The sequence below is a fragment of the Gemmatimonas sp. genome (assembly GCF_027531815.1).
Classification (GTDB): domain Bacteria; phylum Gemmatimonadota; class Gemmatimonadetes; order Gemmatimonadales; family Gemmatimonadaceae; genus Gemmatimonas.
Genome location: NZ_JAPZSK010000012.1, coordinates 46,390 through 61,151 on the forward strand (window position 1 = coordinate 46,390; position 14,762 = coordinate 61,151).

Genomic DNA, 14,762 nt, shown 5'->3' on the forward strand with positions numbered 1-14,762 from the left:
GCCACCGACGCCCGCGCGCGTCAGCCCAGGCAGCGTGTCCGCAGGTACTCCCAGTCCGCGATCCAGGCATCGCCACTGAAGCGATAGCTGAATGTGGCCAGCTCGCCGCGTGCGACATTTTCGCCGAATCCGAAGAACAGCTCGGCGCGCCCATCGCCATCGGTGTCGAGTGCGCCGAGAAACCGGCGGCGCGGTGTGAGGCGTGCCGCCGACACGTCGGCCAGCGTGAGCGACGGCCGGTAGCCGTAGGCCCCCTTGTCGAGCACCAGCACCAGCTGCCGCGGGCGCTCCGCCATGCGCGAAGCCCCCTCGGGGAGTTCCTGGGGATCGCTGTACGTCACCACGATCGTGGGACTGGCGGTGGCACCCGTCCCCACGACCTGCACCGTGCGCCGATAGCGCGACATCTTGGACATCGGCACGCCGGCCGACGGCGCCACGAGGGTGGAGACCACGCTCAGCACCCGGTCCAGCTCGCCGGTGGCCAACCCGTTCGCGCGTACGGGCAGCGCCTTGCTCCCGGACGTGAGTAGCTCGACACCGTCGGGCACTGCCACGGCGGCTGCCGGAAGCATCTGGCTGCACCCCGGCAGCGAGTCGAGCGTTGCCCCTTCCCACATACCGCGTCGCGACACGATGGCCCCCAGCGGCTCACTGCCCCGGTACGGCACGAACCGCCGTCCCTCGTGCAGCAGCTGCACATCCAGCGCCCGCCATCCCCGCGGGGTGAGCGAGAGGGTGTGCACGCCCTTGCCGTCAATCGTGGCGAGCGGCACGGCCCGCGTGCCCTCCTTGCCCCGCACCACCCGCATGAGCACCGCGGGAGAAGCGGCCAACAGCGTACTGTCGCTTTGCCACCCACGGTCGACAGCCTCGGGATACAGCTTGCCCTTCACGGCGTCGCAGGCGGCAAGTGACAGCGCGCACATGGCCACGGCGCCGGTGGAGACGGCGCGCGAGGGCCGGAGAATACGTGACAGGATGGACACGCAGGCAGTTTCGTACGCCAGCGGTCGGAAGTCCATTGGTCGGGGAGCATCGCGCGGCGCCCGGGGTATGAGCTCGCGGTGCGCATGGCATTCAGCACGGATCTCTGGTGGCATGATGCGGGTACGGGCCCTCGTGGCACACATGACTTCGACAGGCGCCGTAGTGCATCGGTACGGCCGGTGATGTCCGGCCGAGGATTGGGAAGTGCCGCCGCGGGCATGCTGCTGGCGGCCAGCATGGTTGCCGTACCGGCCGCCGCGCAGCGGGCAGGCACGAGGGGCGTGCAGCTGCTGGTGCGCCCCCATGTCGGGGACACCCTGCAGCTCCATGTCGAACAGGCGGTGCACGTCAGCGGCCGCCGTGTGGATGGCCCCCAGTCAACGGTTCCCCCTCTCCTGCAGGGCAAGCGCGGGGCCTCGCCCGCACCCGACTACGGCCCTCGCGCCGGGCGCGCCAAGACGCGCGTGTCCCATGTCCAGCTGTATGCCCACTCGCTGGTGGAGGCGAGTGATCTGACGGAGACGACGCTGCTGGCCACGACCGATTCGATCGTGATGTGGAGCGGCACCACCGGCGACGCGGTGCGGCCGGTGCGCCTGCCCGTTCAGGAGGGCAGTCGGTACGTCCGTGTCACGGTCACTCCCGATGGGGCCATGCGGGTGCGCGATCCGGCGTCGGCCGACGCCACGCTCGGCGCCACGCTGGCCTCGGTGCCAGGACTCCTCCCCACCGGGGCCGTACGCGCCGGGAGCACGTGGCAGCGGGAGATGCGGCTCCCGTCGCTGCCGCTTGGCTCCTATCGGGCCGACGGCGTGGTGCAGGCGCGCCTCCGGCTCGACTCGCTGTCTCGTGGTGGCCGCCACGCCTACATCTCCCTCGTGGGTGTGCTGCGGCGTGATGGTGCGGCACGCGAGCTGCCGCCGGGTACGCGCGTCATCACCGCCGGCACCCTGCGTGGCACCATGGTCGTGGACCGCAGTCGCGCCTGGATTACCGACGCGCGGACCGTCATGGACGTGCAGTCGGAGGTGGCCCCCGGGCCCGCCGGCACCAGTCGTCCGATGCTGCTGGACATTCGCATCGAACAGCAGGTCCGGGTGCACTGAACGGAGCGGGGCACGTGCCGCGCAGCGATGCGCGCCCCGCTGCCACCCGCGCCGGAGACACCCGCCGTTAGGTTTGGGGATGCGTCTCGTCCACCTCGCCGATCTCCATCTCGGCTTCCGCCAGTACCAACGGCTCACCGCCTCGGGTACCAACCAGCGCGAGGATGACGTCGCGGCCACTGTACAGCGGGCCATCACGCAGATCATCGACGTGGCCCCCGATCTGGTCGTCATCGGTGGCGACGTGTTTCACACCGTGCGGCCGTCCAATCCGGCTATCCTGCACGCCTTTCGTGCCCTCATGCAGCTGCGGGAACGCCTGCCCGAGACGCCCGTGATCATGGTGGCGGGCAACCACGACGCGCCGCGCACGGCGGAAACGGGGTGCATTCTGCGGCTCTTCCGGGAGATCGGCGTACACGTGGCCGATGCGAGCGCGGAGCTGTTCACCTTTCCGGAGCAGTCGCTTGCCGTTTTGGCCGTACCGGATGCCCCCGGTGTTGAGCGACCACCGCTGCTGCCCCCCGAAGGCTTCCGGCATACCGTGCTCCTGCTGCACGGCGAGGTGGCGGGACTGTTGCCGGCGCAGGCCGCGAACGCCGAGCGGGCCGCCATCGAGATTCCGCCGGAGGCGCTGCATGCCGACCAGTGGAGCTACGTGGCGCTTGGTCACTACCACGTGTACCGTGAAGTTGCGCCACGGGCCTACTACAGTGGCTCCCTCGAATACACCAGCACCAACCCGTGGGGCGAACTGCGCGAGGAGCGCGACCGCCGCATTCCCGGCAAGGGCTTCATCGAGCATGACCTGACCCACGGTGTCCATCGCTTTCATCCGGTGACGCCGGCGCGCCCGCTGCTCGATCTTGAACCGATCGACGCCAGCGGGATGGGAGCGGGCGAGATCGATGCGGCCATACGGGCGCGGGTGGACAGCGCGCCGGGGGGGATCGATCACCGCATCGTGCGGGTGACCGTGCGCAACGTGGCCCGTCACGTGGCCCGCGAGCTGGACCACGGGGCGCTGCGCGAGTATCGCCGGCGGGCGATGCACTTCCACCTCGATACGCGACGCCCCGACCCGTTGCCGCGTCGCGCGGGAGGCGGCAACGGCAGCGGCGGAAGCCGCCGCGCCACGCTGCCGGAGATCGTCGGTGATCAACTGCGCGAGCGACCGCTGCCGGCCGACGTGGACCGCGACCAGTTCGTGGCGCTCGGCCTGCGCTATCTGCACCTCGCGGAGGAAGCGGCCGTCGCGGCGCTCCCGGTGATGGACGGCTGAGCATGCGACTCCTTTCGCTCCGCCTGCAGAACTTCCGCCAGCATGCCGACACGCGACTGGACTTCGATCGCGGGTTGACCGGCATCGTCGGGCCCAATGGATCGGGCAAGTCCACCATCCTCGAAGCCATTGCGTGGGCCCTCTACGGCAACCCGGCAGCCCGCGGCACGCGTGACGGCATCCGTTTCTCGCGCGCCGGCGCGCGCGCGCCGGTGAAAGTGGAGCTCGTGTTCGAGCTGGCCGGCCACCGGTACCGCGTCCTGCGCGGACTCTCCAACGCCGAGGTCTACCTCGACGCTGGTGAATCCCCCATCGCGAATACCATCACCGGGGCCACGGAGTTGCTGCAGCGCCGCCTCGGCATGACGCGCGCGGAGTTCTTTCACACGTACTTCACGGGGCAAAAGGAGCTGGACGTGATGGCCGCGCTGGGGGCGGCCGAGCGGGCGCGTTTCCTGTCGCGCGTGCTGGGATACGATCGCATCACTGGCGCCCAGGAGTTCGCCCGCGAGCGTCGGCGCGCGGTGCTGGCGGAAATCAACGGACTCAAGCAGGGCATGGCCGACCCTGACGCCATCTGGCGCGCCGTGGCCGACGCCGAGGCGCGTCTGGCCGTGGCGCGCACGCGATCGGCCGAAGCGGAAACGGCGCAGCGGGACGCGGCCGCGCGGCTGCAGGGGCTCGTGCCCCGGTGGCAGGATGCGCAGTCGCAGCGGGAGCAACGGCTGCAGCTGGCGTCCGAACTGCGGGTGGCCGAGAGTGAGGCGGTGTCGCTGTCGCGCGAACTCGAACGGCTCGATCGTGAACTCGACGCGGTGGCACGCGCGCACGACGAGCTCGTGCCATTGCGCGCGGAGGCCAACGGACTGGCCGGTGTGCGCGAGGCGCTGTCGGCGCAGGAAGAGCTTGCCGCCGCCGGGGCCCGCCGACAGGCGCTGCTCGAACGGGTGGCCGCATACGCCGAAGAGGAGGCCAAGCTCATCGATCGGGCGGCGCGGCTCGAGTCGGCGCCCGCGCTGGAGGTGGAGACCACGGCGCAGCTGCTGGCGTTGCGTGCAGTCCTGGCGCAGGCAGAGCAGGCGCTCGATACCGAGCGTACCGCCTGGGCGCGTGATCGGCAGGAGGCGGAAACGCGTCTCGAGGCGCTGCGCACGCAGTACGCGGAGCTCTCGCAGCAACGGGAGCGACTCGAAGGGTTGGGAGAGGAAAGTCCCTGTCCCACCTGTGGCCAGCCGCTGGGGGCGAACTTCGCCTCGGTACTGGAGCAGCTCAACGAGCAACTCGAGACGGTCCGTGTCGATGGCCACTATTTCCGGCAGCGCGCCGAGCAGCTCTCGGCCGTGCCGGCGAGCATTGACGGCCTCGAAGAGGGACGTCGCGGCCAGCAGCAGGAGGTGGCCGTCGCCGAGCGCCGGTTGGCGCGCATCCAGGCGGCGATGGGAGAGGCCGGCATGGTGGCGGAGCAGCGGGCGCAACTGACGCGTCGGCTGGAGGATGCCACGACGCAGCTGGCGGCGCTGGCGTCCGGCTACGACGCGCATCGGCACGAACAGCTCCGTGCCGAGGTGCAGCGGCTGCAGGAGATCGAAACGCGCATGGCACGGGTGAGCGGACTCCTCGAGCGTGAACTCGTGACCCGTACCGAGCGGGCGCGTGTGCTGGCCGCGCGCGACGCGGCGCGCGAGCGCATGATGATGGTGGAAACGCAATCGGCGGCGCTGGGTATGGATGATGCCACCTACGGCACGGTGCGGGCGGCGTACGAGGCCGCGGCCGCCGAGGCGCAGCGCGCCGAACTGGAAGCGGTGGCTGCGAGCGGCGAAGCCGAGCGGGCGCGCACGGCACTGGACACGGCGGAGCAGGCGCGACGGGAGCTGGCCCGCCTGCAGGCCAGCCTCGATGCGCTGGAAACGGAAAAGCGCGTGCACGATGAACTCGATCGCGCCTTCACCGACCTGCGCAGCGACCTGAATCATCAGCTGCGCCCGGAGCTGGCGGAAATCGCGAGCCGATTCCTCGACGATCTCACCGACGGGCGGTACACTCAACTGGAGTTCGACGAGGAGTATCGCCTGCTCGTGCTCGAGGACGGGGTGCCGAAGCCGGTGATCTCGGGCGGCGAGGAAGACCTGTGCAATCTGGTGCTGCGTCTGGCCATCTCGCAGATGATCGCCGAGCGGGCCGGCCAGTCGTTCTCGCTGCTCATTCTCGACGAGGTGTTCGGTTCGCTCGATGAAACCCGACGGAGCAACGTGGTGGAATTGCTGCGGAGACTGCATGATCGATTCGAACAGGTCATCGTGATCACGCACATCGAACAGGTGCGCGAGGGACTCGATCGCCTGCTGCTGGTGCGTTTCGACGAAACGCGCGGGTGCAGCGTGGTCACCGACGCCACAACGGCGATGGAGGGCGCGTCGTTGTCATCGGAGGTGGAGTTCGCGGCAGGTGCCGCGCCCGCGCCCTGGGGCGAGGGGTGAGCCGATGACCGTGTCGACCCGATCGTTCCGCAGTGCCCGACCGGTTGACGGACCGTTCGTGGCGACGTTGGCGGACATCCCCGAGCTGAACGAGATCTTCACCGAGGCGTTCACCGAGCGCTATCGCAAGGACGGGATGACGGGCGTGCGGGTACCGCCGCTCAATCCGGCTATCTGGCGCTATGCCATCGAGGACGCCGGCGACGGGGCGCTCTGCTGGCGGGATGGGCAGGGACGCCTCGTGGCCTTCAACATGGCGCACCACTCGGGCACAGAAGGGTGGATGGGGCCGCTGTGTGTCCGCCCCGACCAACAGGGCGTGGGATTGGGGAAGGTGGTGGTGCAGGCCGGGATGCGTTGGCTTCGGCTGCAGCAGGCGCGCGTCATCGGCCTCGAAACGATGCCGCGAACGATGGACAACATCGGCTTCTACTCCAACCTTGGCTTCGTGCCGTCGCATCTCACCATCACGGTGACGCTCGATGCGGCGGTCGGCCCCAAGGCACCGCGCCTGCTGTCACAGCTGTCGGCGAGCGACAAGGTGGCCGCGATGGCGGCGTGTCTCGCGCTCACCACGCGCGTGATGCCGGGGTACGACTTCACCCGCGAACTCGAACTGACCGACCGGCTGGGGCTGGGGGATACGGTGCTGCTCGGCCCGCCGCACGATCCGTCGGGGTTTGCCCTCTGTCACTCGGCGCCGCTGGTCGAGGGGCGCTCACGTGACGAGCTGCGCGTGCTGAAGCTCGTGCTCGCGCGCCGCGCTGAGCTGCCGGCGCTGCTGGGGGCGCTGGCCGACCTGGCGCGGCGCACCGGCACACGCCGTCTCGCCATCCGCGTGCAGGGTGACTATCCCGACGCCTATCGCACGCTGGTGGCCCGCGGCGCGCGCGTGCGGTGGACCGATCTGCGGATGAGCGTCTTCGGGTGGTCCGAAGTGCCGCCCACCGAGGGCATGGTCCTGTCGAATTGGGAGATCTGACGCCACCGTGCGCCCGGGGGCGCGGTGGCGGCGTGACAACTACCGCCCAGTGCCGGGGCCGTTGGGCGTGTCGCGCACGACGATGCGCCAGATGATGAGGAACACCCCGGCGGTCAGCAGCAGGTGAATCCAGCCGGGCGCCTCCGTGGCGACGGTGAGCCCGCCCCAGACGACCAGCATCACGATTCCGGCAAGCAGAGTGAGGTCCATGAGACAATCTACTCCAGTGCGCAATTGCGCGTTCCGGGGCCGCATTCTACAATACGCCTCGTATCCATGGCTGCGGGGGCGGGGAGGCTTTACTTCTTGAGCCGATAAGTCCTGAGAAGGGATTCAACAAACGGGTGAACGTCATGCCCCAGTGCGGGGAAGGCGACAGCGCGGTGAGAGTCTTATTGTTTTCTTTGGGCTTCAAGATCACCCTCTTCGTTCCCGTGTTGTTGCGAAGGCCCCGTCCTTGTGGCGGGGCCTTCGCTTTGGGGGTAGCCGACGGAACCAATTCCCTTCCGGCCGGCTTCATTCCACATGCCAATCGTTACCGTGACACGCCGTCTCCGCTTCAACGCGGCGCACCGAGTTCACAATCCTGCGCTCTCCGACGCCGAGAACACCCGGCTCTTCGGCAAGTGCAACAACCCCAACTGGCACGGTCACAACTACGAGTTGGAAGTGTCGGTCCGGGGGCCCGTGGATGAGCGAACCGGTTACGTGATCGACCTGGGGCAGCTGCGGGACGTGGTGGACCGGCATGTGATCGACGAGACGGACCATCGCAATTTCAACATCGACGTCCCCTACACGCAGGGCATCAATCCGACCACCGAAAACGTGGTGGTGGCCATGTGGCGGGTGCTCGCTCCGGCGATCGCGCCCGCCCAACTGGTTCGACTGCGGCTCTGGGAAACCGAGAACAACTATGTCGACTACGAAGGGGAATAAGGACGTGATCCGACCTGTAGCAGGAGTGCCGTCGGGACGTGCGGCGGTCAGCGTCGTCGATCCCGACGACTTCGCCGTGGATGGCAACCTCGCCGAGTACGAAACGATGGTGCGTCGTCAGCTCGAACTGATCGGAGAGGACCCCGATCGTGAGGGGCTACTCAAGACGCCGAGCCGTGTGGCCAAGGCGCAGATGTGGCTCACCCGCGGCTACGGCCAGACGGCATCGGAAGTCATCGGCGACGCCTTGTTCGCGGAGGATCACGAGAACATGGTCATGGTGCGTGACATCGAGATGTACTCGATGTGCGAGCACCACATGTTGCCCTTCTTCGGCAAGGTGCACATCGCCTACATCCCCAACGGCAAGATCGTGGGGCTGTCGAAGCTGCCGCGCGTGGTGGAAGTGTTCGCGCGCCGCCTGCAGGTGCAGGAGCGTCTCGGGGAGCAGATCGCCGACGCGCTGGAAGAGGTACTGCAGCCCAAGGGGGTCGGCGTCGTCATCGAGGCGGTGCATCTGTGCATGATGATGCGCGGTGTGGAGAAGCAGAGCTCGCGGACGATCACGTCCAGCATGCGGGGCCTGTTTCGCGACGATTCGAAGACCCGCAGCGAGTTTCTGCGGCTCGCCCACTCCCCCACCACGTACTGAGCGCCATGCCCGCGGGTGCGCCCCTGAGCGGCCGAACGGCGCTGGTCACCGGGGCGTCACGTGGCATCGGCCGCGCCGTGTCCCGTGCCCTCGCCTCGGCGGGGGCACGACTGTTTCTGCTGGCCCGCTCCCGGGATGCGCTCGAGTCCCTCGCCTTCGAGCTGGGTGGAGGCGCCGAGGCATACGCCTGTGATCTCGCCGATGCGCCCGCTCTGTCGCAGACCGTCTCCGGCGTGTTGGCCGCCGCCGGCGGTCAGGTGGACATCCTCGTCAGCAACGCCGGGATCTTTCCGTTGGCCGCCATTGCCGACACGTCGCCATCCACGTTCGAGCAGACGCTCACCGCCAACCTCACGGCGCCGTACCGGCTGCTGCACGCCCTGCTGCCCGGCATGCGGGCGCAGCGCAGCGGACACGTGGTGACCATCGGGTCGGTCGCCGATCGTCGGATCTTCGGTGGCAATGGCGCCTACTCCGCCAGCAAGTTCGGCGCGCGCGCCCTGCACGAGGTGTTGCGCGAGGAGTGCGTCGGCTCGGGCATTCGCACCACGCTCGTCTCGCCCGCCGCCACGGACACGCCCATCTGGGATCCGGTCGACCCCGACAATACGCCGGGGTTCCCGCCGCGCGCCAGCATGTTGCTCGCGGCCGACGTTGCCGATGCCGTGCTGTGGGCCGTGACGCGCCCTCCACACGTGAACGTCGACGAGCTGAGAATCAGTCGGGCCTAGCGGCGTGCACGCTGCGCGCCGTCGCCGTTAGCTTTCGTCATGCTGAGAGACCTGCTCGATGCGCTGCGGTGCCCGCGTCCGCACGACGAGTCCTGGCTGGTGGCCATGGTGCAGCGTGCCGAGGGCGCGGAACTGCTCGATGCCGACCTGGCCTGCCCCGTCTGCGGCGCCGAGTTCGTCATTCACGAGGGCATCGCGCGCTTCGACCCACCCGTTGCACCGGCTCCGGCCATGGCCGTCGAGGCCGTGCGCCTGGCCGCCCTGCTTGGGGTGACCGAGGGCCAGCAGCCGGTGCTGCTCGCTGGCGTCTATGCCGATGCCGGTGCCGCGCTGGCCGAGCTTGTGCCGGTCCCGCAGCTGTGGCTCAACGCCCGCCGCACGGCACCACGGCCCGCGACCCTGGTGGGCGCGCTCGAAGTGCGCGGACGGGTACCGCTCGGCGTCGAAACGCTGGCTGGCGCCGCGCTCGATGGCGCGCACAGTGACGGGCCGATGCTCGACAGCGTGGTGCGCGCGGTGCGACGGGGCGGTCGTCTCGTGGCGCCCGCCGCCGCGCTGCTCCCGGCCGGCGTGCAGACGGTGGCCCACGACGCGCACGAGCTGGTGGCCGACGTGACAACGCGCGCCAGCGGACTCGTGGAGCTCCGCCGGCGCGCGCCGGATCAGGTTGGCTGAGAAGCGCCCACGCCGCGCGGGTCAGTCCGCGCCGGCGTACAGCTCGTCGATCTGCGCCTTGTACGTCTGGTCGATGACGCGCCGCTTCACCTTCAGGGTGGGGGTGAGCTCGCCACGCTCGATGCTGAAGTCGTGCTCGATGAGCTTCACCTTCTTGGGCATCTCGTAGCTCGCCAGCCCCTTCAGCTGTTCCTTCACTTCCTTCTCCACCTTCGCCTGAATGGTGGGCATGTTCATGAGCTCAGCGCGCGACGTCCACACGATCTGGTTGCGCGCCGCCCACTTTTCCAGCTGATCCCAATCGGGCACGATGAGCACCACCGGGAACTTGCGCTTGTCCCCCAGCATCACCGCCTGCGAGACATACTTGTTGGTCTTCAGCATGTTCTCGATCGGCTGCGGCGCGATGTTCTTGCCGCCGGCCGTCACGATGATGTCCTTCTTGCGGTCGGTGATGCGCAGGAAGCCGTCCTCGAGCACGCCGATGTCACCCGTGTGGAACCAGCCGTCGTCGGTGAGGCACTCCCGTGTGGCCTGCTCGTTGTTGTAGTAGCCGCGCATGACGTGGGGGCCGCGCGTGAGGATCTCCCCGTCCTTCGCAATGCGCACTTCCACACCGGCAATGGGCTTGCCCACCGTGCCGAGCCGGTAGTCCCGCAGGTTGTTCGCCGAGATCACCGGCGAGGTTTCCGTGAGGCCGTACCCTTCGAGAATGATCAACCCCGCCGAGTAGAAGAACTTGGCGATCTCGGGGGACAGCGGCGCGCCGCCGGAAATGAAGTAGCGGATGTTGCCGCCCGTACGTTCGCGCAGCTTCGAGAAGACGAGCTTGTCGGCGAGCCGGTACTGGAATCCGAGCAGCCCCGCCGGCTCCCGCCCCGTCAGCTTCTCGTCGGCCCAGCGTTCTCCCACCCGCTTGGCCCAGAAGAAGATCTGCTTCTTGATCCCACCGGTGGAGACGGCGTTCTCGAGGACACGCGCATAGATCTTCTCGTACAGACGCGGCACCGACATCATGAGCGATGGCTTCACCTCGCTCATGTTCACCGGTACGGTGTCGATGCTCTCGGCGTACGCGATGCGCACGCCGTTGGCGAAGAGGAAGTAATCGCCCGTGCGCTCGAAGATGTGGCTCAGCGGCAGGAAGCTGAGCGCCGTATCGGCGGTGCTGACGGGCATCGTGGCCTTCGTGGCCAGCACGTTCGAGCACAGGTTGTCCTGTGTGAGCATGACACCCTTGGGGTTGCCCGTGGTGCCCGACGTGTAGATGAGGGTGACGAGCTGGTCGGGGGTCACGGCCAGCGCTTGCTCCTTGAACAGCGTCGCGCGCTCACGACTGTCATCTGCCGCGCCCAGCGCCTCCAGTTCGGCCAGCGTGTAGTCGCAGCCGTCATCCTTGTCGGCGGCGAAGCCGATGATCCACTGCACGCCCGGCGCCTGCGCGCGCACGCTCGCCACCTTGCGTGCCTGCTCGGGGGTGGACACAAAGAGGGCGCGCGCCCCCGAGTCGTTCAGCAGGTAGGGAATCTGCTCGGCCGGCAGCGTGGGGTAGATGGGCACATCGGTGACGGAGCTGCAGAGGCAGGCGTAGTCGGCCAGCAGCCACTCAGGGCGGTTCTCCGACAGCAGCCCCACACGGTCCTGCGCCACGATGCCCAGCCGCGCCAGCCCCAGCGCAATGTGGCGCACGCGGGTGAGGATGCTGGCGTGACTCGTGGGCTCCCAGACGCCGTTCACCTTGTACAGGAGGGCGTCGGCGCGCTCGTATCGCTCCACGGCATCGAAGAAGAGCGCGTTGACCGTACCGGGTGCGGGGCGTGGCCCCCCTGCCGCTGCCGTGAGCGGCGACGGGATGCCGGCGAGGGTGTGGTTCAGGGAGGGCACCGCGGACGCGCTGAACGAAGTCATCGCCATCTCCAGCAGGACTGAGGTCGGGTGGGTGCCGGGTGGAATGACGCCGGTCACGAGCCGCCCAGGGTAGGCAGGGGAAAATTGGCTCCGCGCCACGACGGGCGGGAGGGTATGGCTCGGCCCGCTATTGTGACGCCGGCCGGATGATGGGCACGCTGAGGAGGATCGGCGCGCCGGTGACCAGCCGCCCGCGGTAGCGCACGGTGGCTTCCACGACCACCGTGTCGGTGACACGCGCGTTGCCCTGCGGCGTCGGGAAGCGCGCGGCGCGCACCCGGACCCGCCGCCCGGCCCGCCCATCGGGGCTGGTGGTGTCGACCGTGGAGGCGCGCAGCTGGTCGTCGACCAGGAAGACGGCCTGCGACGTGTCGTTGGCCGGGTTGGCGGGGCGGACGAGGCGGAAGCGTACCAGCCAGCCGTTCACCCCGCCGGCGGTGGGACTGGAGCTGTTGCGCACCACCACGGGCAGTTCGCCCGAGGTATTCCCTTCCGCCCGCGCGCGTCCGGTATCGGGGAGGAGCGATACAATGAGCGGGTCGGCGGCACTGGCCGCTTCCACCAGATCGGGGCGCACCGTGGCGATGAGCGGTCGCAGGACCTGCAGCGAGCTGCCAATGCGCGCCGCTATGCGCCCCGAGGCGACGACGCGACGGGCCACGATGATGCCGGTGGCGGTGTCGACCGTGAAAGCGCTGTCGCGCAGGAAGTCGGCGTACAGGTAGGTGGCGCGCGCGCCGTCGATCACGTCGCCGGCCGCGTTGCGCACGACGGCGCGCACGGGGGCGGCGACGCCAGCCTCGTTGCGCAGCGTGTCGCCCACCACCACCGACGGAAACGGAAACGGCGGCAGCTCGATACTGGCGGGGACATCGGGAGCCGTGCCAACGTCGGCACAGCCAACCGCGACGAACACGGCAGCGGTCATTCCGCCAAGCAGCAGGAGACGCGTCACACGAAGCGTTCGGCGAGGCGCATGGCGATGTTCACGTACGCCTGACTCGCCGCATCGGCGGGTGCACGCAACACCACCGGCTGCCCGGCGGCAAAGGCATCGGCCGTGGCCGGCGTTCGCGGCACGGGCGTTTCGAACACGAGGTGCTGAGGAAGATGCTCACGCACGTAGTGTACGACACGCTCACTGGCCGGGTTCCCCTGTTCGTACATCGTGAGGAGAATCCCCTCCAGCGTGAGCTCGGTATTCTCCGCGACCATGTCCTGAATGGTGCGGAGGATCTGCGGCGTGGTCTGCAGCGCCAGCGGCTCGCATTGCAGGGGCACCACCACATGCTGGCTCGAGGCCAGCACCCGGCGCGTAATGGCCCCCAGGCCGGGCGGCGTGTCCACGACCACCACATGGCACCGTTCGCGAGCCAAGGTGAGGAGGTCGGCGAGCACGGTGGTTTCCCCCACCTGCTTCTGGAAATCCCGGTGGTCGGCCGAATCGCTCACGCTGCCCGCAAGAATGACCCGGAGCCAGGGGAGCGCCGTGGGCAGGATGACCTCACGCAAGGCGCGCTCGCCGCGCACGTAGTCATCGAACCCCACGGTGGGATGTCCGCGCCGCAGCCCCACGCCGTAGCGCACGGCACCCTGCGGATCGGCATCCACGAGCAGCGTCTTGAGGCCGCGACGGGCAAAGGCCACGGCCAGGTTCACTGCCGTGGTCGTCTTCCCCACGCCCCCCTTCTGACTCACGATGGACAGAACGCGACCCACCATCAGCCCTCGGTGCGCGGATCGTGTGCGTCGTCGCCGTCGTCGAACGCGTCGGCGGCCGGCTCCTGCCCGCTCAACTCGGCCAGCGTGCGCTCGGCGTGCGCGCGGAACTTCGCCGCCGCCGGATCGTCGGCCCGTGTTGTACGCAGAAACCCCTCGAGATGCATACCGGCGTGTGCCGTGTCGCCCCGCTTGAGCAGCAGGAACGCCAGTCCGTAATGCGCCCCGGCCAGATCCGGATCGATCTGCAGGGCGCGGCGGTACGTGCGAATGGCCTCTTCCGGCTGGCTCGTCTTGGAGAACGCGATGGCGATGTTCTGCAGCACGCGCGGATCATCGGGCCGCTCGCGCAGGGCGAGGCGATACGATGTCAGCGCGTTGGCGTAATCACCGCGCGACTCGAGATCGAGCGCTTCAGCCAGGAAGTCCGGCTGCTTCGAATCACGTTCGGACGAGCCGCCCACGAGGCGGCGCCACCAAGTCATGCGCGCGCTGGGAATCGTGAGGGGAAAGGAATGCTGCGACTGACTCGCAGGAACACCGGCGGCGGCCCGCAAGCCGCTGTCGCAAACCTATCGGTACGACCGCCCCCCTACAAGACGCCGTGCGTCACCCACGCGCCCGTCGGGGATTGTTCGCATGGCGCGTCGTCCCCGAGAGCACTACACTCCGCAAGACCCTCAGCGGAGCCGTGGAATGCCTGTGCCGCAGCCGTACGCCCCCGATCCCTCGAAGGGCGTGCTCATTGTCGATTGGCCGCTGTTCGGCGAACTGTCCCGCGCGCTGGCCGTCCGGGTGGCCCGCGACTGGATGCCCGACGTCATCGTTGGCATCGCCACGGCGGGCGTGGTGCCGGGCGCTGCGGTGGCGGCGATTCTCGATCTGCCGTTCCACTCCATTCTCATCTCTCGGCGGCCTCACGCCGACGAGGCGCGCGAGACGCCGGCGGTCTTCGGGGCCGCGCCATCGGATGTGCGTGGCAGACGGGTGCTCGTCGTGGACGAAACCTGCGATTCCGGCGCCACCTTGCGCCTGGCAGTGGGGGCGATCGTGAATGCCGGTGCCCGCGAGGTGCGCACGGCGGTGAGCATTCTCACCGGCAGCTACACGCCCGATTACCACGCGTTCGCCACGCAGGCGATGATCGTGCTGCCGTGGGATCGGGAAGTCTTCCTGGACGGCGAACTGCAGCCCAACCCCAAGTACACCGGTCTCATCCCCCCGCCAATCGTGTAATGGCGGGTCGGGCGGGCGCCAGTCGACCCCCGCCACGACCGGCTAGGCGCTCACCGCCGCCC

15 protein-coding genes are annotated in these 14,762 nt (G+C 68.8%); 9 read left to right on the forward strand and 6 right to left on the reverse strand.

Annotation, left to right across the window (positions count from 1 at the left end):
• Positions 1–20: 20 nt before the first annotated feature.
• The gene (locus tag O9271_RS15005) at positions 21–989 is read right to left on the reverse strand and encodes a hypothetical protein (RefSeq protein WP_298271375.1); all 969 of its coding nucleotides are present in this window, start codon (positions 987–989) and stop codon (positions 21–23) included.
• Between the two features lie 183 nt (positions 990–1,172).
• Between O9271_RS15005 and O9271_RS15010 the strand changes: the two genes are divergently transcribed.
• The 4 genes from O9271_RS15010 to O9271_RS15025 all read left to right on the forward strand — a co-directional run bounded on the left by O9271_RS15010 (position 1,173) and on the right by O9271_RS15025 (position 6,840).
• Entirely contained in the window at positions 1,173–2,096 is a 924-nt protein-coding gene (locus O9271_RS15010) for a hypothetical protein (RefSeq protein WP_298271378.1), read from the forward strand.
• A 79-nt stretch (positions 2,097–2,175) separates the two neighbouring features.
• Positions 2,176–3,378, forward strand: a complete 1,203-nt coding sequence (locus O9271_RS15015) for a DNA repair exonuclease (RefSeq protein WP_298271382.1) — start codon at positions 2,176–2,178, stop codon at positions 3,376–3,378.
• A 2-nt stretch (positions 3,379–3,380) separates the two neighbouring features.
• Positions 3,381–5,858, forward strand: coding sequence for an SMC family ATPase (locus O9271_RS15020; protein WP_298271385.1), 2,478 nt, complete (start codon positions 3,381–3,383; stop codon positions 5,856–5,858).
• Positions 5,859–5,862: 4 nt separating this feature from the next.
• Entirely contained in the window at positions 5,863–6,840 is a 978-nt protein-coding gene (locus tag O9271_RS15025; RefSeq protein WP_298271388.1) for a GNAT family N-acetyltransferase, read from the forward strand.
• 39 nt (positions 6,841–6,879) lie between these two features.
• On the opposite strand, the gene O9271_RS15030 is transcribed toward O9271_RS15025, so the two are convergent.
• Positions 6,880–7,050 carry a hypothetical protein gene (locus tag O9271_RS15030; RefSeq protein WP_298271390.1) on the reverse strand — a complete coding sequence of 57 codons (171 nt, stop codon included), beginning with the start codon at positions 7,048–7,050 and terminating at the stop codon, positions 6,880–6,882.
• Positions 7,051–7,365: 315 nt separating this feature from the next.
• Between O9271_RS15030 and O9271_RS15035 the strand changes: the two genes are divergently transcribed.
• From O9271_RS15035 to O9271_RS15050, 4 genes are read left to right on the forward strand one after another with little or no spacing between them, the layout of a single operon-like run.
• Positions 7,366–7,779, forward strand: a complete 414-nt coding sequence (locus O9271_RS15035) for a 6-carboxytetrahydropterin synthase (RefSeq protein WP_298271393.1) — start codon at positions 7,366–7,368, stop codon at positions 7,777–7,779.
• 4 nt (positions 7,780–7,783) lie between these two features.
• Positions 7,784–8,431 carry a GTP cyclohydrolase I FolE gene (folE, locus tag O9271_RS15040; protein ID WP_298271396.1) on the forward strand — a complete coding sequence of 216 codons (648 nt, stop codon included), beginning with the start codon at positions 7,784–7,786 and terminating at the stop codon, positions 8,429–8,431.
• A gap of 5 nt (positions 8,432–8,436) precedes the next feature.
• A complete protein-coding gene (locus O9271_RS15045) occupies positions 8,437–9,162 on the forward strand; it encodes an SDR family oxidoreductase (protein ID WP_298271399.1) in 726 nt (241 codons plus the stop codon).
• A 39-nt stretch (positions 9,163–9,201) separates the two neighbouring features.
• Complete coding sequence (locus O9271_RS15050) at positions 9,202–9,837, forward strand: hypothetical protein (RefSeq protein WP_298271401.1); 636 nt, start codon at positions 9,202–9,204, stop codon at positions 9,835–9,837.
• A gap of 21 nt (positions 9,838–9,858) precedes the next feature.
• Here O9271_RS15050 and O9271_RS15055 read toward each other — a convergent pair whose 3' ends face one another.
• The 4 genes from O9271_RS15055 to O9271_RS15070 all read right to left on the reverse strand — a co-directional run bounded on the left by O9271_RS15055 (position 9,859) and on the right by O9271_RS15070 (position 13,949).
• Positions 9,859–11,745 carry a long-chain fatty acid--CoA ligase gene (locus O9271_RS15055; protein WP_298271403.1) on the reverse strand — a complete coding sequence of 629 codons (1,887 nt, stop codon included), beginning with the start codon at positions 11,743–11,745 and terminating at the stop codon, positions 9,859–9,861.
• 127 nt (positions 11,746–11,872) lie between these two features.
• Positions 11,873–12,700, reverse strand: a complete 828-nt coding sequence (locus tag O9271_RS15060; protein WP_298271405.1) for a hypothetical protein — start codon at positions 12,698–12,700, stop codon at positions 11,873–11,875.
• Positions 12,697–13,467 (reverse strand): ParA family protein, encoded by a 771-nt coding sequence (locus tag O9271_RS15065; RefSeq protein ID WP_298271408.1) that lies wholly within the window; start codon positions 13,465–13,467, stop codon positions 12,697–12,699. The genes O9271_RS15060 and O9271_RS15065 overlap by 4 nt, the downstream gene beginning before the upstream one ends.
• Entirely contained in the window at positions 13,467–13,949 is a 483-nt protein-coding gene (locus O9271_RS15070) for a tetratricopeptide repeat protein (RefSeq protein WP_298271411.1), read from the reverse strand. Before O9271_RS15070 ends, O9271_RS15065 begins: the two co-directional genes overlap by 1 nt.
• Before the next feature lie 211 nt (positions 13,950–14,160).
• On the opposite strand from O9271_RS15070, the gene O9271_RS15075 reads away from it, so the two are divergent.
• On the forward strand, positions 14,161–14,700 hold the full coding sequence (locus O9271_RS15075; RefSeq protein ID WP_298271414.1) for a phosphoribosyltransferase: 540 nt from the start codon (positions 14,161–14,163) through the stop codon (positions 14,698–14,700).
• The last annotated feature ends 62 nt before the right edge of the window (positions 14,701–14,762 follow it).